General features: G+C 65.8%; 23 protein-coding genes. 5 read left to right on the top strand and 18 right to left on the bottom strand.

Features of this window, described 5'->3' with window-relative positions:
* Positions 1-17: 17 nt before the first annotated feature.
* Positions 18-782, bottom strand: a complete 765-nt coding sequence (gene thyX, locus ABQF13_RS02050) for an FAD-dependent thymidylate synthase (RefSeq protein ID WP_448391016.1) — start codon at positions 780-782, stop codon at positions 18-20.
* A 144-nt stretch (positions 783-926) separates the two neighbouring features.
* Here thyX and ABQF13_RS02045 point away from each other — a divergent pair, with 144 nt between their 5' ends.
* Positions 927-1,226, top strand: a complete 300-nt coding sequence (locus ABQF13_RS02045; RefSeq protein WP_448391015.1) for a DUF4193 domain-containing protein — start codon at positions 927-929, stop codon at positions 1,224-1,226.
* A 3-nt stretch (positions 1,227-1,229) separates the two neighbouring features.
* Here the strand turns inward: ABQF13_RS02045 and ABQF13_RS02040 are convergent, their stop codons facing one another.
* The 3 genes from ABQF13_RS02040 to ABQF13_RS02030 form a co-directional block, all read right to left on the bottom strand.
* A complete protein-coding gene (locus ABQF13_RS02040) occupies positions 1,230-2,459 on the bottom strand; it encodes a winged helix-turn-helix domain-containing protein (protein WP_448391014.1) in 1,230 nt (409 codons plus the stop codon).
* Between the two features lie 110 nt (positions 2,460-2,569).
* Positions 2,570-3,061, bottom strand: a complete 492-nt coding sequence (locus ABQF13_RS02035) for a dihydrofolate reductase (RefSeq protein WP_448391013.1) — start codon at positions 3,059-3,061, stop codon at positions 2,570-2,572.
* A gap of 22 nt (positions 3,062-3,083) precedes the next feature.
* Positions 3,084-3,884, bottom strand: a complete 801-nt coding sequence (locus ABQF13_RS02030) for a thymidylate synthase (RefSeq protein WP_448391012.1) — start codon at positions 3,882-3,884, stop codon at positions 3,084-3,086.
* 43 nt (positions 3,885-3,927) lie between these two features.
* On the opposite strand from ABQF13_RS02030, the gene ABQF13_RS02025 reads away from it, so the two are divergent.
* Positions 3,928-4,668: a dienelactone hydrolase family protein gene (locus ABQF13_RS02025; RefSeq protein WP_448391011.1), complete on the top strand. Its 741-nt coding sequence runs from the start codon at positions 3,928-3,930 to the stop codon at positions 4,666-4,668.
* 43 nt (positions 4,669-4,711) lie between these two features.
* A complete protein-coding gene (locus ABQF13_RS02020; protein ID WP_448391010.1) occupies positions 4,712-5,635 on the top strand; it encodes an HpcH/HpaI aldolase/citrate lyase family protein in 924 nt (307 codons plus the stop codon).
* Here the strand turns inward: ABQF13_RS02020 and ABQF13_RS02015 are convergent.
* From ABQF13_RS02015 to dapB, 4 genes are read right to left on the bottom strand one after another with little or no spacing between them, the layout of a single operon-like run.
* On the bottom strand, positions 5,632-6,093 hold the full coding sequence (locus tag ABQF13_RS02015) for a hypothetical protein (RefSeq protein ID WP_448391008.1): 462 nt from the start codon (positions 6,091-6,093) through the stop codon (positions 5,632-5,634). The genes ABQF13_RS02020 and ABQF13_RS02015 overlap by 4 nt on opposite strands.
* Before the next feature lie 16 nt (positions 6,094-6,109).
* Positions 6,110-6,565: a flavodoxin family protein gene (locus ABQF13_RS02010; protein ID WP_448391007.1), complete on the bottom strand. Its 456-nt coding sequence runs from the start codon at positions 6,563-6,565 to the stop codon at positions 6,110-6,112.
* Complete coding sequence (locus ABQF13_RS02005) at positions 6,562-7,029, bottom strand: tetratricopeptide repeat protein (protein WP_448391006.1); 468 nt, start codon at positions 7,027-7,029, stop codon at positions 6,562-6,564. The genes ABQF13_RS02010 and ABQF13_RS02005 overlap by 4 nt, the downstream gene beginning before the upstream one ends.
* Complete coding sequence (gene dapB / locus ABQF13_RS02000; RefSeq protein WP_448391005.1) at positions 7,026-7,763, bottom strand: 4-hydroxy-tetrahydrodipicolinate reductase; 738 nt, start codon at positions 7,761-7,763, stop codon at positions 7,026-7,028. Before dapB ends, ABQF13_RS02005 begins: the two co-directional genes overlap by 4 nt.
* Before the next feature lie 366 nt (positions 7,764-8,129).
* Here dapB and ABQF13_RS01995 point away from each other — a divergent pair, with 366 nt between their 5' ends.
* Both ABQF13_RS01995 and ABQF13_RS01990 read left to right on the top strand, forming a co-directional pair.
* Positions 8,130-9,581: a PE family protein gene (locus ABQF13_RS01995; protein ID WP_448391004.1), complete on the top strand. Its 1,452-nt coding sequence runs from the start codon at positions 8,130-8,132 to the stop codon at positions 9,579-9,581.
* Positions 9,582-9,639: 58 nt separating this feature from the next.
* A complete protein-coding gene (locus tag ABQF13_RS01990; RefSeq protein ID WP_448391003.1) occupies positions 9,640-10,545 on the top strand; it encodes an NAD-dependent epimerase/dehydratase family protein in 906 nt (301 codons plus the stop codon).
* Between the two features lie 228 nt (positions 10,546-10,773).
* Here the strand turns inward: ABQF13_RS01990 and bla are convergent, their stop codons facing one another.
* Genes bla through ABQF13_RS01940 form a run of 10 tightly spaced genes read right to left on the bottom strand, consistent with a single transcriptional unit; the run spans position 10,774 to position 21,495 of the window.
* Positions 10,774-11,658, bottom strand: a complete 885-nt coding sequence (gene bla / locus ABQF13_RS01985) for a class A beta-lactamase (RefSeq protein WP_448391001.1) — start codon at positions 11,656-11,658, stop codon at positions 10,774-10,776.
* Between the two features lie 49 nt (positions 11,659-11,707).
* The gene (locus ABQF13_RS01980; protein ID WP_448391000.1) at positions 11,708-13,129 is read right to left on the bottom strand and encodes an MCE family protein; all 1,422 of its coding nucleotides are present in this window, start codon (positions 13,127-13,129) and stop codon (positions 11,708-11,710) included.
* Between the two features lies 1 nt (position 13,130).
* Complete coding sequence (locus ABQF13_RS01975) at positions 13,131-14,270, bottom strand: MCE family protein (protein WP_448390999.1); 1,140 nt, start codon at positions 14,268-14,270, stop codon at positions 13,131-13,133.
* Entirely contained in the window at positions 14,267-15,508 is a 1,242-nt protein-coding gene (locus ABQF13_RS01970; protein ID WP_448390998.1) for an MCE family protein, read from the bottom strand. Before ABQF13_RS01970 ends, ABQF13_RS01975 begins: the two co-directional genes overlap by 4 nt.
* A complete protein-coding gene (locus tag ABQF13_RS01965) occupies positions 15,505-16,737 on the bottom strand; it encodes an MCE family protein (RefSeq protein ID WP_448390997.1) in 1,233 nt (410 codons plus the stop codon). The genes ABQF13_RS01970 and ABQF13_RS01965 overlap by 4 nt, the downstream gene beginning before the upstream one ends.
* The gene (locus ABQF13_RS01960) at positions 16,734-17,762 is read right to left on the bottom strand and encodes an MCE family protein (protein ID WP_448390996.1); all 1,029 of its coding nucleotides are present in this window, start codon (positions 17,760-17,762) and stop codon (positions 16,734-16,736) included. Before ABQF13_RS01960 ends, ABQF13_RS01965 begins: the two co-directional genes overlap by 4 nt.
* Entirely contained in the window at positions 17,759-19,033 is a 1,275-nt protein-coding gene (locus ABQF13_RS01955; protein ID WP_448390995.1) for an MCE family protein, read from the bottom strand. Before ABQF13_RS01955 ends, ABQF13_RS01960 begins: the two co-directional genes overlap by 4 nt.
* 1 nt (position 19,034) lies before the next feature.
* On the bottom strand, positions 19,035-19,877 hold the full coding sequence (locus ABQF13_RS01950; protein WP_448391376.1) for an ABC transporter permease: 843 nt from the start codon (positions 19,875-19,877) through the stop codon (positions 19,035-19,037).
* Between the two features lie 11 nt (positions 19,878-19,888).
* A complete protein-coding gene (locus tag ABQF13_RS01945; RefSeq protein WP_448390994.1) occupies positions 19,889-20,659 on the bottom strand; it encodes an MlaE family ABC transporter permease in 771 nt (256 codons plus the stop codon).
* Between the two features lie 2 nt (positions 20,660-20,661).
* Positions 20,662-21,495 carry a mycofactocin-coupled SDR family oxidoreductase gene (locus ABQF13_RS01940; RefSeq protein WP_448391375.1) on the bottom strand — a complete coding sequence of 278 codons (834 nt, stop codon included), beginning with the start codon at positions 21,493-21,495 and terminating at the stop codon, positions 20,662-20,664.
* Positions 21,496-21,537 lie beyond the last annotated feature (42 nt).

The following is a 21,537-nucleotide window of genomic DNA, read 5'->3' as shown; positions in this document are numbered from 1 at the left end:
AGATTACCCGCTGGACCTCACGATTCCGTAGCGAGTGGGCTGGTGGCCACCTCGGTGCCATCCGCGAGCGTCGCGATCTCGAAGTCGGCGAACACCGCAGGGGCGACTGCGGTCAGTTGGCGCAGGCATTCGATGGCCAACTGCCGGATCTCCAGATCGGCCTGCTCGCTGGCCCGGGCGGCGATGAAATGCCGCCAGGCGCGGTAGTTGCCGGTGACGACGATGCGCGTCTCGGTGGCGTTCGGCAACACCGAGCGGGCCGCCTGCCGGGCCTGCTTGCGCCGCAGCACGCCCAGTTTGTCTGCGGGCTTACCGCCCTTGAACTTGGCCTCCAGCTTGGTCAGCAGCTCCACATAGGCCGCCCGGCTGGCGTCGGCGGCCTCGGTGAAGATCTCCTGCAACTCGGCGTCGTCCTCCATGCCCGGCGGCACCACCACCTGAGCGTCGTGCTCGGGGACGAAACGCTGAGACAGCTGCGAATAGGAGAAGTGCCGGTGTCGGATCAGCTCGTGGGTGCACGACCGGGAGATGCCGGTGATGTAGAACGACACCGACGCATGCTCGAGCACCGAGAAATGCCCGACGTCGATGATGTGTCGCACGTACGCGGCGTTGGTCGCGGTGCGCGGGTTTGGCTTGGACCAACTCTGATAGCAGGCCCGTCCGGCGAACTCCACGAGGGCCGGTCCGCCCTCGGCGTCGGTGCTCCAGGGCACGTCGGCGGGCGCCAGGAACTCCGTCCTGGCGATCAACTGCACGCGCAGCGGCGCGGTCTCGGCCACGCGCTCACCCTAACGCGGCCGCGCTGACCTGCTCGGGCGGCGGTTATGCCGTGGTGGGTTTGCATCCGGCCCGGACGGGGAACAAAGCGGGTCCCGGCAGGTGTTAACAAGCACTGTTCGCACTAGCGATAGGGAGCGTGACGAATGTCCACCGATTACGACGCACCTCGCGTCAAAGACACCGACGACATCGCCGATGAGTCGGTTCAGGAAATCGCCGCACGGCGCCGTCAGGTCGATGTCGCAGTGCTGGATGTCGACGACGGCGACGCCGTCGATTCGCTCGACCTGCCCGGCGCCGACCTCTCCGGTGAAGAGCTGACCGTGCGGGTGGTGCCGAAGCAGGCCGACGAGTTCACCTGCTCGAGCTGCTTTTTGGTGCAGCACCGAAGCCGGATCGCCCGGGAGACGGGCGGCCAGACGCTCTGCGCCGACTGCGCTTGAGGTTCACCGTAGGGCCGCGGCGAGCGGCACCGCCAGCTCGCCTCGGGTCCCCACGGTGACCTGCGACAGGTTCAGCCACGACGCCATCGTGCGCAGCTCTCGGGCCAACGGTCCGGCGATCCGCGACGGCGTCTGCTCCGGCTCGGCGAAGGCGCCGACGACGTGCAGCGCGTCGTTGGCCCGGTCGGCTTTCAGGTCGACGCGCCCGACCAGCATGCCGTCGAGCAGAAACGGCCATACGTAGTACCCGTAGCGGCGCTTGGCCGCGGGCGTGTAGATCTCGATGCGGTAGTGAAACCCGCCGAACAGCCGCTCGACGCGCGGCCGGAAGAAGATCAGCGGATCAAACGGGCACAACAGCGCCGTCCCGCGCTCGCGGCGCAGCACCTTCTGACCAGCCCGCAGATAGGCGGGCGCCTGCCAACCGTCCACCTCGACGGCTTCCAGCTCGCCGTCGGCCACCAGGTCGGCCACGGCGGGTTTGGACTGGCGCGGCGACAACCGGAAATAGTCGCGGATATCGGCCTCGGTGGCCACCCCCAGCGCACCTGCGGCACGCAACGTCAGCTGCCGGATCGCGTCGTCGTCGGCCACCTCCCGCCCGACGACCTCCGCAGGCAGCACCCGCTCGGTCAGGTCGTAGTGACGCGCGAAGCCGACGCGGGTGGCCGTCGTCAACTGCCCGGACGCGAACAGCGCCTCGGTCACCCATTTGGTGTCGCTGCGGTCCCACATCCCCTTTTTGGCTGGGCCCTTGCGGCCACGTTGTTCGGCGCCCAGATGCGCCTCGATCTGCCCGGCCGTCGAGGGCCCGAGTTCGTGCACTGCCGCGAGGATCTTCTCGGCCAGCCGCGGGTTCTTCTTGACGATGTGGGTGCCCCACCGCCCATGGGTGTATTCGCGCATGCGCCAGCGCAGCAGCGGCCAGTCGTCCACGGCCATCAACGCGGCTTCGTGCGCCCAGTACTCGACGAGCAGCCGCGGTGAGCGCGCGGTGTGGCTCCACGCCGCCCGGTCGAGCACATCGCGGTCGTAGGGCCCGAGCCGGCTGAACACCGGCGCGTAATGCGCCCGCACCGCCACCGACACAGAGTCCAGCTGCAGCACCTGGATCCGCGAAATCAGCCGCCGCAGGTGGGCGCGGGTTACCGGGCCCGTCGGCCGGGGTTCGGCGAGGCCTTGGGCCGCGACGGCGATCCGGCGCGCCTGGGCCGCCGAAAGTCTGGTCGCCACGGGAAGCCATCCTGCCGCACGCCACCGACATCCCCTTCGCCGAGCGCTCAGTTACGTACGCAAATCGCGGTCGAAAGCGTACCTAGCTGAGCGCTCGCGACGGCGACCTGTTATGCGCGCCGGTAGCTGTAGAACCGGTAGCGCAGCCCCGAACTGCTGGTCTGCCACTCCCCCGCTTCGCCGACCCAGGATTCGTCGAGCATCGGCGCCACCGCATCCCCGTCTCGGCGCGGCAGCTCGATGTCGACCTCGGTGACCTCACAGTGCGTCGCGACGGCCAGCGCCGCCGCGTACACCTCCGCGCCGCCGATCACCCAGGTCGTGTCGTCGGTGAGCGCATCGTCGAGTCCGCTGACCACCTCGGCGCCGTCGGCCACGTAGTCGGCGCGGCGGGTCAGGACGATGTTTCGCCGCTTTGGCAGCGGACGCACCTTGCCCGGCAGCGACTCCCACGTCAGCCGCCCCATCACCACGGTGTGGCCCATGGTGATCTGTTTGAACCTGGCCTGGTCCTCCGGCAGGCGCCACGGGATGGTGCCGTCGCGGCCGATGACCCCCGAGGTCGACTGAGCCCAGATCAGCCCGACCAGCCTCTTGGTCATGATTCGGCCCTGCGAGCAGGCCTCATACGGCCACGGGGGCCTTGATCGCCGGATGCGGGTCGTAGTTGAGGATCGCGATGTCTTCGTAGGTGTAGTCGAAGATCGAATCTCGCGGCGCCAGAACGAGTTCTGGGTACGGGCGGGGATCCCGGCTGAGCTGTTCGGTGACCTGTTCGACATGGTTGTCGTAGATGTGGCAGTCGCCGCCGGTCCAGATGAAGTCGCCGACGTCCAGCCCGGCCTGCGCGGCCATCATGTGGGTGAGCAGCGCATAGCTGGCGATGTTGAACGGCACGCCGAGAAACAGGTCGGCACTGCGCTGGTACAGCTGGCAGCTCAGCCGCCCCTCGGCGACGTAGAACTGGAAGAACGCATGACACGGCGGCAGCGCCATCTGCGCGATCTCGCCGACGTTCCACGCCGAGACGATGATGCGCCGCGAATCCGGGTCGGTCTTGAGCAGTTCGAGCGCGGCGCTGATCTGGTCGATGCGCTCCCCCGACGGGGTGGGCCACGACCGCCACTGCACACCGTAGACCGGCCCGAGCTCACCTGTGTCACTTGCCCATTCGTCCCAAATGGTGACACCGCGCTCCTGTAGCCACCGCACATTGGAGTCGCCGCGCAAGAACCACAGCAGCTCGTAGACGATGGACTTGGTGTGCACCTTCTTGGTGGTGATCAACGGGAAGCCGACCGTCAGGTCATAGCGCATCTGATGGCCGAACACGCTGCGGGTGCCGGTGCCGGTCCGGTCGGATTTCGGCGTGCCGGACTCGAGCACCAGGCGCAGAAGGTCCTCATACGGTGTGGCGATCGGCACGCCGCTAAGCCTAGTCCGAGACCGGACGGGTAGAACGGAAGCCATGCCGAGTATCTCCACCACCATCACCACCCCCGACGGCACCTGCCCCGTCACTCTGCACACCCCCAACGGCAGCGGCCCGTGGACCGGCGTGGTCATGTACGTCGACGCCGGCGGTGTGCGCGACCTCTTCCAGGACATGGCGGCCCGCCTCGCCGGCTTCGGCCACGCGGTGTTGCTGCCCGACGTCTACTACCGCCACGGCGACTGGGCGCCGTTCGACATGGCGACGGTCTTCACCGACGGTAAGCAACGCTCGCGGCTGTTCCGCATGATCCAGAGCATTACTCCGGAAATGATGGCCACGGACGCGACGGCGTTCTTCGACTTTCTGGCCGCACGCCCCGAGGTCAAGGGCGACGCGTTCGGCGTATGCGGATACTGCATGGGCGGGCGCACCTCGGTGATCGTGGCCGGGCGGGTGCCCGACCGGGTCGCCGCGGCGGGCTCGTTTCACGCCAGCGGTCTGGTCACCGACGAGCCCACCAGCCCGCATCTGCTCGCCGATCAGATCCAGGCCACCGTGTACGTCGCGGGAGCCAAAGACGACCAGGGCTTCACCCGCCGTGACGCCGAGACGCTGGAGAAGGCGCTGACCGCCGCTGGCGTCAACCACACCGTCGAGTTCTATCCCGCCGGACACGGTTTCGCGGTTCCCGACAACGCGCCGTACGACGAGGAAGCCGCCGAACGGCACTGGGTCGCACTGCAGGACCTGTTCGAGACCGCGCTGCCGAACTGACCCTGCGACCGAGCGCCACCGAGCGATACGCGACGATTATCAGATGCACGACCAGCAGCAGGCTGACCAACCGGCCGCCAGCGACGCCGGATTCCGTATCGATCCGGTGCTCGCCCGCAGCTGGCTTCTGGTCAACGGCGCGCAGTACGAGCGTTTCGCACCCGCGGCGCGGTCGCGCGCCGACATCGTCGTCCTCGACATCGAAGACGCCGTCGCCCCGAAGGACAAGGCCACCGCCCGCGACAACGTGATCCGGTGGCTGGCCGAGGGCAACAGCGACTGGGTACGCGTCAACGGCTTCGGCACCCCGTGGTGGGCAGACGACCTGGCGATGCTGGCCGACACCTCGGTCGGCGGTGTGATGCTGGCGATGGTCGAGTCCGTCGACCACGTCACCGAAACCGCCAATCGGCTACCCAACGTTCCGATCGTGGCGCTGGTGGAAACCGCGCGCGGGTTGGAACGCATCACGCAGATCGCCGCCACCAAGGGCACGTTCCGGCTCGCCTTCGGCATCGGCGACTTCCGCCGCGACACCGGTTTTGGCGACAACCCGACGACGCTGGCCTATGCGCGGTCGCGCTTCACGATCGCAGCCAAGGCGGCCCGCCTGCCGAGCGCGATCGACGGGCCGACCGTCGGGCACAGTGCGCTGGTGCTCAGCGAAGCGACCGCGGTGTCAGCCGAGTTCGGCATGACCGGCAAGATCTGCCTCACCCCGGAACAGTGCCCGACGGTGAACGAGGGCCTTTCTCCGTCCCCTGATGAAATCGCCTGGGCCAAAGAGTTTTTCGTCGAGTTCGACCGTGACGGCGGCGAGATCCGCAACGGCTCGGACCTGCCGCGCATCGCGCGGGCGAACAAGATCCTCGACCTGGCGCGCGCGTACGGCATCGAGGTGCCCGAGTACGACGACGTCGACGATCCCGCACACATCCCGGCGCCGTCGGACACCTACCACTACTAGGGTTTGTCGTCGTCCTGCTTGCCCAGGAACGTCTTGACCGCGCGCAGGGCGCCGCGTCCGGCGTAGATTCCGGCGGCGACCGAGAGCACGATCATCGCGATGAACATCACCAGCCAGTTGGAGCGGTCGTGGCTGACGTTCCACCACACGATCGTGAACAGCACCGCGCACAAAAACACCACGATGTCACGCCAGTTGCCCGTGTATGACAACGCAGCCGCGCGCAGTTGGCGACTGCGTTCGCCGGCCGCGATCAGGTCGTCGATGCGCTGGTCGATGCTGGCCTGTAGCCGCGCGCGGCGCTCCGTCTGATCGGGCGGAATGCGTTCCAGCAGATCGATATCCTTGACGATCTGGCCGCGCACGTCGGGCGGTTTGAGGTTACCTGCGATGACGCCCAGCATGGCACCGCCGGCGATAGGTGCTGCGCCCAAGGCCAATTCGGCGATACCCGGCATTACTGCGTCCCCTCCGTCATTCCATCAGCATGGCAGCCAAAGTGCCGCCGAGTTCATAGGCGCGCTCGCGAACGCCACTGTCGATACCGCCGACGATCTCGAGCGCATCGGCGGACTTGGCGAGCGCCAGCCCGGTCGCAAGCTTTTCTACCGCGTTGACCGCGCCTGCGGTGTCGTTGTTGCCGTGCACCCAAAGCCCGTAGGGCCGGCCGGCGACGTGATCGAGGCTGGGGTAGTACACGGTGTCGAAAAAGTGTTTGAGGGCGCCGCTCATGTAGCCGAAGTTGGCGGTGGTGCCGAACAGGTAGCCGTCGGCGTCGAGCACATCGGGCAGGGTCGCGGCCAACGCCGGCCGCACCTCGACGTCGACGCCGGTGATCTCGGGATCCTTGGCACCGTCCAGGACGGCCTCCAGGAGTTCCCGGGTTCCCGGGGACGGGGTGTGGTGCACGACGAGCAGCGTCTTGCTCATGGTGAGCGCGCCTCCATTTCGACTGCCTTCCTCATTGCCTCCCGCGCGCGGCTGCGGTCGCCGGCATAGTCATAGGCGCGCGCGAGCCGATACCAGCGCCGCCAGTTATCCGGGTCGTTCTCCAGTTCCTGGCGCACGGTGACGAACAACGCGTCGGCCGCCTCGCGTTGGATGCGGCCCGATGCCATCCGCGGCAGCGCGCTGACGTCGAGTTCCATCCCTTCCTCGGTGGCGATGCGCGCCAGCCGCTGATGGGTGAGCCCGCTGCGCAGCGTGCTGACCATCGCCCATGCCCCGATCATCGGAAAGGCCATCAACGCGAGCCCGAGGCCGATGGCGGCGCCCTCCCCGGTGCCGATGAACGCCATCGCGATGCGGCCGAGCAGCAGGAAGTAGACGACCAGCGCGACGCACATGAAGCCGATCAGCAGTTGGATGCGCAGTGCGCGGCCGCTCTCGGTCATTCGAGTTCGAGCAGCGGCTCGATACCTATCGTGAGCCCGGGTCGCTCGGACACCCGGCGCACCGCCAGCAGCACACCGGGCACGAAGGAGGTCCGGTCGATGCTGTCGTGCCGGATCGTGAGCGTCTCCCCCTGCGTGCCGAACAGCACTTCCTGGTGCGCGACCAGCCCGGCCAGCCGCACGGAGTGCACCGGGACGCCGCCGACATCGGCGCCGCGCGCCCCGTCGAGTGCGGTGCTGGTGGCATCGGGATTGGGCGGCAGATCTTTCCGCGCCTCGGCGATCAACTGCGCAGTCCGTGTCGCCGTGCCCGAAGGTGCGTCGGCCTTGTGCGGATGGTGCAGTTCGATGACCTCGACGGACTCGAAGTGGCGGGCCGCCTGGCGGGCGAAGTGCATGCACAGCACGGCGCCGATCGCGAAGTTCGGCGCGATCAGCACCGCAACGTCCGGTTTGTCGGCCAACCAGGTCCGCACCTGGGCCAACCGTTCGTCGGTGAAGCCGGTAGTGCCGACGACGGCGTGAATACCGTTGTCTACCAGAAACTTCAGGTTGTCCATCACCACGTCGGGATGGGTGAAGTCGATCACCACGTCGGTGTCGGTTTCCACCAATTGACCCAGCGGGTCACCGGCGTCGACGCCGGCAGTGAAAGTCAGGTTCTCTGCCGCCTGCACCGCCTGCACCATCGTGGCACCGACCTTGCCCTTGGCTCCCAGCACTCCGACGCGCATGCAGACACCTTATCGACGTGCCGAATGACGATAGGGGCGGCAAGTACGCTGACCCGCGCACCCGCTGTGATCAACGTTGCCATATATCTATCGCTAGTTAACTGACGCTGGTGTTTAATCGGCCTAATGATGTCTCCATATAGACGGATAGCGAAACACCCTTCGGACCAGAAATTGACGTCGATCGTTAATAAAGAGAGTGTCATGCCAGTACACAGGGCATTCAAGCGCGATCCATGTCAATGTGTAGTTCGACATTCATCATTGTGGGAGGTTCTCCGCTGACTTTGTTATAAACATGCCATTATATTGCTGAGATTCTGAACATAGTTAGCTGATTGACCGCAACAGCGAAGGGACCGTGCGATGGCCAGCGCAACAAACTCCAAGAAGACGATGCTGACGGCTACGCTCGCCGCCGGTGTGCTCGCCGGTGGTGGCGCCGCGGGTTTGACCGTCACGCTGAGCGCGCCCGCGGTGACGTCGGTCGCAGCGCCCGCCACGATCGCGACCGCACAAGGTGACGTCCAACTGGTCTTCCTGGGCAGCCTGCTCAAGAACCTGCTCAAGCCGTTGATCGGTAACGGCGCCTCGTCGGTCGACGGTGACGGGGGCAACGCGGGCCTGCTGATCGGCAGCGGCGGATCGTCGGTCAACGGCGACGGCGGCAACGGCGGTCTGCTGTTCGGCAGCGGCGGTTCATCGGTCAACGGCGACGGCGGCAACGGCGGCCTGGTGATCGGGCAGGGCGGCGCGTCGGGCACCGGAACCGGCGGCAACGGCGCCGTGTTGATCGGCAATGGTGGTATCTCGCTCACCGGCGACGGCGGCAACGGCGGCCTGGTCCTCGGCAGCGGCGGCACGTCGCTGTTCGACGGCGACGGCGGTAACGCGGGCCTGATCGGCAACGGTGGCGACGGCGGAACCGGTAACCCGCTTGCACCCGGCGTCGACGGCGGCGACGGCGGCAACGGTGGCATCCTGCTCGGCACCGGCGGCGACGGCGGCGCGGGCAGCACCGGGTTGCTGGGTCCGGGTGGCGACGGCGGCGATGGTGGTGCCTCCGGCATCGTCTTCGGCAACGCGGGCGACGGCGGCGACGGCGGCGACAGCAACGGCGTGATCGTGGGGCCCGCGACCGGCGGCAACGGCGGCGACGGTGGGCACACCGTGCTGCTCGGCACCGGTGGTGACGGCGGGGACGGCGGCGATGCGGGAACCAACTTCAACAACGCCACCGGCGGCGACGGCGGCGCCGCGGGCGACGGTTCGATCGTGCTCGGGCCGGCGGGCAACGGCGGCGGCGGCGGCGACGCGACCAGCACCACCGGCACGGCCACCGGCGGCGAGGGCGGAGACGGCGCGGACACCGGGGTGTTGGGCAGCGGCGGGGATGGTGGCGACGGCGGTGACGCAACGTCGATAGGCGCCACCAACGGAGGCGACGGCGGCGATGCCGGGCACACCGGGCTGCTCGGCACCGGTGGCGACGGCGGTGAGGGCGGCGACGCGATCAGCTCTGGAACTGGCGCCGCCAGCGACTCCACCGCAGGTGACGGCGGCGACGGCGGCTCAGGCGGCAGCGTGATCGGCGGTGGCGGCAGCGGCGGCATCGGTGGCGACGCGTCCTCGGGCAACGCGGGCGACAGCGCCGGCGGCGATGGGGGCAACGGCGGAGACGGCGGCGGACTGCTGAGCAACGGCGGTGACGGCGCGACGGGCGGCAGCGGCAGCACAGGCACCGGGACCGGTACCGGCGGAGCCGGCGGCGACGGTGGTTCCGGCGGCCTCGGCGGCGGCAGCGGGTCCGACGGCTAACCGGCCGACGACGGCAAAGTGGCGACGGTAAGCCCCGGCGGGGGCCTACCATCACCGCATGCATGACGCCAAGATCCTGATCTCGGGTGTGACGGGTCAGGTGGCGTCGCCCGTGGCCCAAGCGCTTTCGGCCGACAACGAAGTGTGGGGCATCGCCCGCTTCACCGACCCGACCGCGCGGGACCGCCTTGAGCTGGCCGGTGTGCGCTGTGTGACGGTCAACCTGGCCGCAGGCGATTTCACCTCGCTCCCATCGGACTTCGACTACGTCCTCAACTTCGCCGTCGCCAAGAGCGGCAGATGGGACAAGGACCTGGCCGCCAACGCGGAGTCGGTGGGCCTGCTCATGGCGCACTGCGCCGACGCCGAGGCGTTCCTGCACTGCTCCTCGGCGGCGGTCTACGATCCGCCCGACGATCAGCCGCGCACCGAGCGGACCGCGCTCGGGGACAACCACAAGTGGCTGTTCCCAACGTATTCCATTTCCAAGATCGCCGGGGAAGTGGTCGCGCGCTCGATGGCCCGCGCGCTGGGCGTGCCGACCACGATCGCGCGCCTCAACGTTCCCTACGGCGACAACGGCGGCTGGCCGTACTTCCACATGGAGATGATGCTGGCGGGCATGCCGATCCCCGTTCCGCCCGGTGACGAGGCGCAATACAACCCGATCCACGAGGACGACATCATCGCCACCCTCCCGAAAATGCTCGAGGCGGCGTCGGTCCCGGCCACCACGGTCAACTGGGCCGGCGAGCAGATCGTCAGCCTCCAGCAGTGGTGCGCTTATCTCGGCTCGCTGATCGACCGTACGCCGGTCTTCGAGGTGAGCCAGCAGGCGCTGCGCGGCAATCCGGTCGACATCACGCAGTTACGCGAGCTCGTCGGCACTAGCACCACGGTCGACTGGCGCGACGGCATGCGCCGAATGGTGGCGTCGTTTCACCCGGAACTCGCGGCGCCATAGCCACACACCGATCCGGCATCTGTCCTGCTCCGAGCGCTAATCCAGCAGCTGTGCGGAAAATGACATAGGGGGGCGGTGGCTGGGAAGTATAGGGTTTTGCCCGATTCCTCCCCGGGCGGTATGTCATAGCGTTGTCTTCAGCGGCTGGCGTATCACACGCGGGGGGGACAGCCGCTCAAACCAGATCGCCCCCGGCCATGAGGGGAGGTCGGGCGGCGCTGGTTGTGGTTATGCCAACAGAGCCGGCAGGACCAGGCCCGTGACCTCACCGATCAGCGGGCGCAAGCCCTGGGCGTTCGGATCGCTTGTCTGCGTGCGGAGCATCAGCGCGAGAAGAATCTGCTGGCCGTCGGGGCCGTACGCGATGCCGACGTCGTTCGTGCTGGCGTAGTCGCCGCTGCCGGTCTTGTCCGCGCTGGTCCACCCCGGCGGTAGCCCGGCCCGCATGCTCGACGTCTGGTTCGCGCGCATCCACTCCTCGAGCCGGCTGCGCTGCGGTAAGGCGAGGACGTCGCCGGCCAGCAGGTTGCGGTAGCCGCCGCCCAGCGCCTCCGGGGTGCTGGTGTCGCGCGGGTCGCCGGGGATCGCCGCGTTCAACGCCGGTTCCCAACGGTCCAACCGCGACTCCTGGTCGCCGATGCTGCGCGCGAACTCCGTGATGGCCTGCGGTCCGCCGAGCCTAACCAGCAGCAGGTTGGCTGCGGTGTTATCGCTGCGCTGCAACGCCGCCTGACACAGTTCGGCCAGCGTCATCTCGCCGCCGGCATGCGCTTCGGTGACCGGCGAGTTGATCACGATGTCGGTGGGGTCGACGAACATCCGTTGGTCCAACGACAATTCGCCGCGTTGGGCCAACTGCAGCACCCGCGCGGCCGCGTAGGTCTTGAACGTCGAGCACATCGCGAACCGCTCCTGTGCCCGGTGCGCCACCGTGGTCCCGGAATCCGGGTTCGCCGCGAAGATCCCGATCAACGCGGCATGCTTGCGCTCCAAGTCGGCGATCTGGGCCTCGAGGGTGGGAGCCGGGTCGGCGAGGGCGATTCTCTGGGTGCTTGCGGCCGCTGCGAGCGTGAGCCCGCCGATCAGCAGGTGCCGCCGGGACAGTGAAATCATCGGCCCCAGCGTAGATGATCCGTCCGCGCTGGTTTCAGCACGCCCGGGGTCAATTCGGTTGTGGCGGAACGAGCATTGATTGCCACGTTTGCCCCTGCGCACTCCGCCCGAGGTCGGACTGGGTGAACAGTTGCCCGTCGGGACCTCGGTACGCCCCGGTTGCGGGGTCGTAGTCCGCGGTCGCAATCGGAGACATCGGCGGTGCCAGCTGCGGAATCGGCTGTCCGGACAACGTGGCGTTGGGATCACCTTTCCAGTTGAAGCCGTCGTTGAGCGCGACGTAGTTCTCCTCACTTTCACACATCCGCACCGTGGGCGCCCGCTTACCCGGGCGGGTTTGACACGGAAGGTTGCGTGCGCCACGGACGTTGAACGGAGCGTCCTGAGGGATCCGGCAGTAGATGTCGCCAGCCGGGCGGGCCGGATAATCGGTCTCGCTGGGTGATCTTCGCTGTTGCGCAGGCAGATATCCGGTGGCGCAAACCGGCGGCAGATTGACATTCAGATTGAAACTCAGGTATCCCCCCTTGTAAGGCCCCTTGACATTCCGGTTGGCCAGGCCCGCTCCCTGCACCACAGCGGTGTTCTGCGGTAAGAGCACCAGAAGCTGCTCGATGCTGTTCTGGTAGGTCAGTGCGACTTCTCCGACGCTGACCAGGTTCGCCAGCAAGACGGGAAGCGTGGGCTGAACAAGGTCCACCGCTTGGCGCAACTCGTCGGCCGCGCCGGGGCCTCGTTCGAGTAACCGAGTCAGCTCGGCGTCATGTGCCCGGACTTGGTCGGTGATGTCGGCGAGATGGGTCGACCATGCGCGGACCGAACCGGCGGTGCGGGTTTGAGTTTCGAGCACCGGAGGCGCATCCTCGATCAAGCCGGTGAGTGCGGGCAGGTCGGCGCGCGCATCGGTGGCCAGCGTGATGGATCCGCGGACCAACCGAGACAGCTCGGGTCCCAGTCCACCGAACGCCAGGTACGCCTCGTCGACGGCGGTTCGCAAGTTACCGCGCGGAATCGCCTCCAGCCCGGTGTTGGTCGCATTCAAGAGCGCGTTGATGTCGGGGGGCACCGAAGTCCGATTGAGCGGAATCACGTAGCCCTCCTGCAACATGGGGCCGTGGTCCACCCGCGGCGAAAGCGCCACGTACTGCTCACCGATGGCGGACTGGCTGTGCACGCTGGCGTCAAGGTCAGCTGGGATGGGGATTCCCGATGTCAACGACAACTCAGCCACCACTATGTCACCGCTCAATCGGATGTCGTGCACACGACCCACCTCGGTGCCTCGGTAGGTGACGTTGCCGTTTTTGTACAAACCCGCCGCGGCGGGGAGTTCGACGATCACCCGGTAGTGCCCGACACCGAACAGCAGTTCGGGCAGGCGCATGTAGTTCAGCGTCATGATGGCGCCTCCGGATACGGTGATCACCACGAAAAGTGCCAGCTGAGTCAAAATTCGACGGTTGGGCCGCATGTCACCGTCCCTGATCGAACCGGTACGGCGCCACCAACGGATTGGCGGCGGTGTACGGGCTGGGCAGTTGACCGATGGTTCGCCCCCACTGGATCTCGAGTTCGGTGAGATCGCCCTCGAACCGGGTGCCGGTGAACAATGCCGAGTCGATACGGCTCAGTGTCAGGTCAATCACGGCGGTCAGGTTGGCGTAATCCCCGCGGAACCAGTTGGTGAGCGTTTCCTTGGCGAACGGGTAGGTCGTGAAGAAGCTCAACGACCGGGTCAACGCTGGCCCGGCGTTGGCCAACGACTCTGCCAGCAGCCCAATATGTTTCAGCTCCGCGACCAGAGCCTCCTGGGTCTGGTCGACCGAGTCGCTGGCCAGGGCGCCCAACCGGCCCAAACGGTCCAGCGCATCGGCAAGGTGGTGTCTCATGCTCTTCAGCTCGGCCAGGGCGTCTGGGACCGTGGTTAACGCCGCGTCCACGATCGGTTTCTCGTCAGCGAACTGTCCGACGAGCCGATTGAGACTCTCCGTGGCATTGATGATGTCGCCGGTCTGATCGTTGGCGACGCCGATGAACGTGTCCAGCTCGCTCAGCAGGTCGCGTAGGTCGTCTTCACGATCGGCCAGCGCAGTCCTGAATGCCGTTGTGATGTCCTGCATCTGACCGATACCACCACCGTTGAGCAAGAGTGACACCGCCGCCAGGGTCTGCTCGGTGGACGGGTAGGCGCCGCCCGCTGCCAGCGGAATCATCGAACCCTCGCGCAGCCGGCCGTGTGGTGGCTCGCTGGTCGGCCCGTCCAGTTCGATGTGAAGGGATCCGAGCAGGCTGGTCTGCCCGACCGTCACCGTCGAATTGGCCGGCATGTCGACGTCGCCGTTGAGTTTGATGGTCAACAACGCGTGCCAGCCCTGCCGTTCGATCTTGGTGACGTTGCCGACCGTCACATCCCCTACCCGAACCCGGGAGTTCTGTTGAATGTTGTTGACGTCTGGAAGTTGGGCCTGAATCGTGTACGCACCCGGCCCGTGCCCTTCGGTGCCCGGCATCGGCAGCGTGTTCAGTCCGCGCCAACCACAGCCAGACAACGACGCGGTCAATGTGACCGCCAGTGCCGCCGCGGTAAGCCGCCACTGGTGGTCCGCCCTCACGGCCCTGCCCCCGGCACCATCAGGCCGGTCAATCCGGCGTCCGGGTCTGTACTGCGCGCCGCAGGCGCATCCGGGCGCAGCCAGTCCTCGCTGTAGGTGACTTCGTTGGGCCGTGCGGCGGTTCCGACGAACGGGTTCACGCCGATCGGCGGAAAGTTGTACTGCCGGTTCTTGATGATCGGTGCCAGATACTGCACGCACAGCTTGGCGGCGTGCTCGCCGCTGAGCCTCGACGCAGCCTGCACGGCACCGCAGATGAACGTGATCGGATCGGCGAAATTGCCCACCGCCAATGCGCCGGTCAAAGTTCCCTGTGCAGGCTGGTAGATGTTGATGAAGTTTTGCGCAGCGGTCGGCGCGAGGTGCAGCGCCTGTTCGACGTCGTCGAGACTTTCTGTGAGGGTCTGCGACACGGCGGTCAGCTTTTCGGAGGTGACGCCCACCGTCTCCTTGTTGTCGGCAACGAAGGTCTGCACCTCGCCCACCACCTCGCTGAGATCCTTGATGGCGGTCCCCACCGAACCGGGACTGCTCGTCAACCGTCCGGTGACGTCGGCCAGGTTCTGGTTGAGTTGCTGCATCACTTGGGTGCTGCCCTGCAGAGCCGATACCAGCAGCGACAAATTTCGCACAGCGCTGAAGATGTCGCCGCTGTGATCGCCCAGCGCGGCGATCGCCTGTGACATCTGGATGACGGCCTGCCGGATGTCTGAACCCTGTCCTCGCAGATTGTCTGCGGCGGTGTTGATGAAGGAGCCCAGCGTGCTCGTCCCGCCCGGCTCGGTCGGCCGCAGCATATGGGTGATCCGTTCCAGCTGGTCGCGGAAGTCATCCCATTCGATCGGCACCGCGGTTCGTTCCTGCGGCACCACCGAATGATTCTGCAGCGTCGGCCCTTTCGTGTACGCCGGGGTCAGCTGGATGGCGCGCGCGGTCACCAGCGACGGAGAAAGGATAACGGCGTTCACATCGGCGGGCACCGGGTATCGGCTGTCAACCCAGAAGTGGATCTTTGCCCGGTGGGGTTGCGGTTCAATTCGTTCGACGCGGCCGACCGCGATACCCAGAATGCGTACCTGATCGCCGACGAACAGCCCGGTGCTGTTGTCGAAGTAGCCGATTATGTGCGTTCGGTTTGTACTGCGATCCGTGGAGACGAGCGCTATTCCGCCTATCAGCACCGCGATGAGTGCGACGGTGAGACCTGTTCGCACAGATGACAGCCGGAATCTGGTCATGAGCCGGCCTCGCCAGCAGAAGCGGGTGGCCCAGGCGGCGGACCGCCCCGCGGCGGCGCGGGCAGCGGTTCGCGGTATGGATAACGCTCGTCACCGGGTATTCCGGTAATCGCATCGGGCAGCGCCAGATGCGGTTCACCACCCTGGCCGGTCCGCGGATAAGGCACCGGCAGTGCCGGCAGTGCCGGTTGACCTGTTTGCGGATCGGTCCGTTCAGACGGTAGTAATACTTGCGGGTCCAAGCCCAGGTCGGCGAAGGCTGCCTCAACAAAGGGCTGGAGGAACTGGCCGGGCAGCAGGTTCGCCAGATAGGCCTTGAAGAACGGTCCTGATGCCAGCGTCTCCCCCAGCGCCAACAGATAGTCGTTGAGGCCCTTGATCGATTGCTGTACTTCGTCCTTGCGGTTCTGCACGAGGGCGAGAACACCGTTCAACTTGTCCAGCGTGGGTTTCAGCGCCTCCCGGTTGTCTGCGATGAACCCGCCGATCTGGCGGCTCACCGCAGAGACGTTGGCCGAGAGGCGGTTCAACGCAGATCCCTGTGCCTGCAGTTCCGCCAGTAACGCGCTGGTGTCGGATACCAACCGCACGATCTGATCGCGATGCTCGGCCAAAACAGTAGTCACCCGGCTGGCGTTGACCAGCAACTCACGTAGCCGGGCATCACGCTCGCTCAGCGTTTTGGAGAACCGGGCCACACCCTGGACGGCGACCCTCAGCTGTGGCGGGGTGTCGGAAAAGGTGTGTGCGAGCGTGTCCAGCGACTCCGACAGTTGATCGGTGTCCAGGCCACTGATCGTCGCGGTCAAATCCCCCAGGGCGTCGGGCAGTTGATACGCCGGTGTGGTGCGCCCGATCGGTATGGGTCCGGACAGCAAGCCCTGCCCGCGCGGGGTGACCTCGAGAATCTTGTTGCCCAGCAGTGCCTTGGTCTTGATCGCCGCTTCACTGCGATCGCCCAACCGTACACCGCGCTTTACCGTAAAAGTGACCACCACGTGGGCGTCAACTAACGAAACACCGGTCACCTCACCGACTTCCAGGCCGGCGACCTGAACGTCGGACCCCTCGGAGAGCCCGCCTGCCTCCGCGAAGTACGCAGTGTACGGGTGCGCACCCGAGATGAGCGGCATCCGGTCATAGTTGACCGCGACGGCGGCGACGGCGACTGTCGACACCAGCCCGATGATCCCGATCAGCGTCCTGTTGCGCTCCTGAAACGATTTCACCGGGGAGTGCACCTTCCCGAGGACTGACCCGCGAGTTTGACGTACACCGGCTGACCACCCTTACCGTTGAGTTTGAGCACCAGATCACACAGGTAAAAGCTGAAGAAATCCCCATACATGCCTTGACGTCCCAGTACCCGATAGGTCTCGGGCAGGGTCGCCAGCAGATTGTCGACATAGTCGTGGTCGGCGACCACGATGCCAGCGGTGCGGTCGGTTTCGTGCAGCGCCTTGCGGAGCGGGGGACGCGCATGGTGCAGGAGGTCGGCGATCGATGCTGAGGACGCGTTTGCGTAGGTGACCCAGTCGCCGATCTCCCTTTTGCGGTCGGCAAGCACCTCTACCAACTCGGACAACGATCCGACCGCCTTGGCGAATTGACTGCGTTGGGCTGCAAATGAAGCCAGCACCGTGTTGAGGTTGTCGATCACCTCGCCGATGAGCTCGTCACGGTCGGCCAGCGTGTGGGTCAATGTGGCGGTTTGACCGAGTATCGAACTGATCGTGGCACCCTCGCCCTGGAACGCTCGGATGAGCTGACCGCTCAGCGCGTTCACCTGATCGGGGTCCAACGCTCGGAACAGCGGGCGAAAGCCACCGATCAAGGCGTCGAGATCGAGTGCCGGTGCGGTTCGGGCGATGGGAATGGTGCTGCCGGGCGATAGTTTCGCGGTGTTGCCAGGTCCCTCCTCCAGGGCGACGTAGCGGCCCCCGATGAGGTCGTCGAAGCGAATGACGACCCGGCTGCCCTCGGTCAACACAACAGAATCTTCGGCGGTGAAGGAGACCTCGACGATGCCGTCGTCGCGCAGCGAAATTTCGATGACCTTGCCGACTTCGACCCCGGCAATCCGGACGAAGTTCCCACTCTTGAGCCCAGTCACGTTGGTGAATAAGGCGTAGTACGTCTGTGCGCGCTCGAACCGGAACTGGGCGAAAATGGTCAACAACGCGAACATGCCGAGTAACGCAACGACGACGAAGACGGACAGCCGCCAGACGACGCCGGGTAGGTGTTCTCTCATGGGTGCTCACCAACCGGCGGTCCGAGAGCTGGCATCGGCCCGGGCGCCGGTCCGCCGGGATGCCGGATGCTGGGCGGCTCCGAAACCCCCCTGGTTACCGGGAAGTAGTTCGCCCAACCCGGGAACCCGATGCCAGGGTTGGGTCGATGGTCCAAACCTGCTCCAAACCCCGTGTTGGTCACCAGCGCTCGCACCGGGAAGTTCTCGGCGACATCGGGCAGCGAGCCGCAGCCCGGTTTTCCGCCCGGCCCGCCCTTGGCCCGTACGATTGGCAAGTTTTCGGGATAGCGATACGGATCGTCGCCGAGCAGCACCGCGGCGTCGACAATGATCGACTTGCCGTTGTAACCCCCGGTGATGTCGTAGTACCCGTTGTCCAAAAGGGTTTTCCCGCCGACCAGAAGGCATGTCAGCGACGGGTTGTAGGTGGCGACCAGTTCGGTGGTGGGTTCCAAACCGTTTACGGCCCGCACCAACGTGTCCTTGTTCGGCTCGAGCAGTGCGGTGCCACTGTGAGACAGGCCGATGAGGTTGAGCAGCAATGCGTCCAAAGCGTCGGCGTGGCTAACCGTGGTTGAGCTCGTGATGCTGACCGCGGCCAGCATATCGAGAATATCGCGGCTCGCGGCACCGTAGGTGTCACTGAACCCTTTGAGCGCCTGCCAGTTTCGTTGCATCGTGGCACTGCGCGCGTTGAGCGCGGCCAGTACCTCCCCGGCGTCGGTGACAGTCCGGCCCATCGCTTCACCGCGACCGCGTACACCGTCGGCAATCGCCGAGAGCACCGCGTTCAGCTTTGCGGGGTCGACCCTTTGGACCACTCCCACCAGGTTCTCGAAGACGGTGTTGACTTCGGTCGTCACGTTGTGCGATCGCACTACGTCACCTGCGGACAGTCGAGCGGCACTCGGATCTGCGGGGATTACGAGGTCGACGAATTTTGCGCCGAACGTTGTGGTCGCCGCGATTCGCGCTTCGGTGTTGGCGGGAATGTGTCTGATCTGGTTTGGGTCGATTTCGAGTTCCAGGCTCACCGCATCGCGTCCAGCATCGATCGCTTTCACACGCCCCACCTGAACGCCACGCAACTTCACTTTGCCGCCCGATTCCATCACCAGACCGGCACGGTCTGACACGAGCGTCACCGGAACATAGGACCTGAACGACCGGGTGAACGAGGCACCGGACAGCACGGTCACCGCAATGATGGTCCCGACGAGGATCGCGGCCGACCAAGCGCGGTGAAGACGACGTTGTCCGTTGCTGATCACGTCAACCTGCCAGGTTGAAGTTGCCGGTCTGGCCGTAGACGGCCAGAGTCACCAAGAGTGTCACGAACACCGCGCTCACCAACGACGTCCGCGTTGCTCTACCGACCGCTTCTCCTACCCCGGCCGGACCACCGGAGGCACTGAAGCCGTGATAGGTGTGCACCAGCATGATCACCACCGCGGTCGCAATCGCCTGAACGAACGACCAGATCAGATCTGTTGGGATCAGGAAGGTTCGGAAGTAGTGGTCGTAGACGCCGGTGGATTGACCGTAGATGTAGGTCGTACCGAACCGGGCCGCGAAGAACGACATCAACACCGCCACGCAGTACAACGGGATCACCACTACAACGCCGGCCACTACCCGCGTGGACGCTAGATAGGCGATCGACCGGATACCCATCACCTCCAGGGCATCGATCTCTTCATTGATCCGCATCGCGCCTAGCTGCGCGGTGGCGCCCGCGCCGATGGTGGCCGCCATCGCGATGGCCGCCGTCAAAGGGGCGATCAGTCGAACGTTGAAGAAAGCTGACGCAAACCCGGTCAAAGCCTCCACGCCGACCTGCGCAAACTGGTTGTAGCCCTGCACTGCCACCAGCGCGCCGGTGGACAGCGTCAGAAACCCGACGATCGCGACCGTCCCGCCGATGACCACCAACGCACCGGTACCCAAACTCATCTGGGCGATCAGGCGGACAAGTTCCCATTTGTAATGCCGGAACGCTTCGATAATCGAGCGCACAGTCCGGCCGTAGAACTCGGCCTGCTCCCCGATCCGGTTCCACCGCGCTGACCATTTCCGGAGTCGATGTCCGGTGCGGGGAAAGCGCTTACCCGCCACCACCGAGGAGGTCACATCGTCACCTTGACCCCGACGGCGGTGACTACCACGTTGATCACGAACAGCGCGAGAAATGAGAACACGACGGTCTCATTGACGGCATTGCCAACACCCGCCGGACCGCCGCCGACCGACGTACCTTTGTAACAGGCGATCAGACCGGCGGTGAGCCCGAACAACGCGGCCTTGATCAGCGACACGATGACGTCTCCCAGCCCGGTCACCAGGGTGAGTCCGGCGACGAACGCCCCGGGGGTAACGTGCTGGAAGAACACCGAGAAGGCGAATCCGCCGGCAATACCGACCAATACCACCAGGGACGACAACAACAGCGCAATGAGTGTCGCGGCCAGCACTCGCGGCACCACCAACGCTTGGGTCGTGTTCACCCCCATCACCCGTAGCGCGTCGAGTTCCTCGCGGATGGTCCGCGCTCCAAGGTCGGCACACATCGCAGTGGCACCGGCTCCCGCGACGACGAGTACGGTCACCATCGGTCCGATCTGGGTGACGGCGCCAAACGCGGCCCCGGTCCCGGAGAAGTCGCCCGCGCCGAATTCGACGAACAGGATGTTGAAGGTGAAAACGGTCAGCACCGTGAACGGAATCGACAGCATCAGTGTCGGAAGCATGGACACTCGGGCGACGAACCAACTCTGCGTGAGGAACTCCCGCCACGCGAACGGACGCTGAAAAGTCAGGAGGAGGGTGTCCAACGCCAGCGCAAAGAAGCCGCCCGCCGCGCGGATAGGGACGGTGACCGCGTTGACCGAAGCGACCATGACTACCTGACCGTCAGACCCGCGTCAACCGGCAGGGTCACACCGGTGATGTACCGTCCCGAGTCCGAGCAGAGGTACACCATGGCCTCAGTGATATCGCTGCACTCGACCACCGGCGTGGGTAGCAGGTTCTTCAGTGCCGCGCCCATTTCGGGGTGCTCGACCATATACCGCTCGACCTGAGGGTTCATGATCATCGGCGTGGCGACACCGGTCGGGTGAACTGAGTTGACCCGGATACTGTGCTCGGCGAGCGTGGTTGCGTAATAACGCATCAGACCCACAACGCCGTGTTTGGCAGCGGTATACCCCGCCCCGCCATGGCTTTTCGTCGCGTACCCCGGACCGACCGATTTGAGTCCCGCTGCCGAACTGGTAATCACGATGGCGCCGCCGTCACCGTGTCGCACCAGGGCCGGCAATGCCGCCTCGACCGTGAAGTAAACGCCGTTGAGCATCACGTCGATCGCATGCAGATATGCGTTGAGCTGCTGCGACCTGTCTCCGAAGACCGGCCCGATCCCCGCATTCGCCAGCACGTAGTCGATCCGGCCCAACTCCGCCACTGCGCCATCCAGCACTGCTGTCAGCCGTTGAACATTGCGGACGTCGGCACGTTCAGCGACGATACGACGTCCCGTCCTTTCGACCAGGTTGACCGTCTCATCGAGGTCGTTGACTGTGGCCATTGGATAGTCGACGCTGTCGAGCTGTTCGCACAGGTCGACAGCGATGATGTCGGCGCCTTCCTCGGCGAACCGGACCGCGTGTGCGCGCCCCTGCCCCCTTGCCGCCCCAGTGACAAAGGCCACCTTGCCTTGGAACCGGGTTGTCATCTGCCTGCCCTTCATCGACCGGATCGGTTGCCACGAAACGAG

The organism is Mycolicibacterium sp. XJ879 (assembly GCF_053483935.1).
The sequence above is the reverse complement of the archived record's forward strand: the minus strand, read 5'-3'. Positions and strand labels throughout refer to the sequence as shown.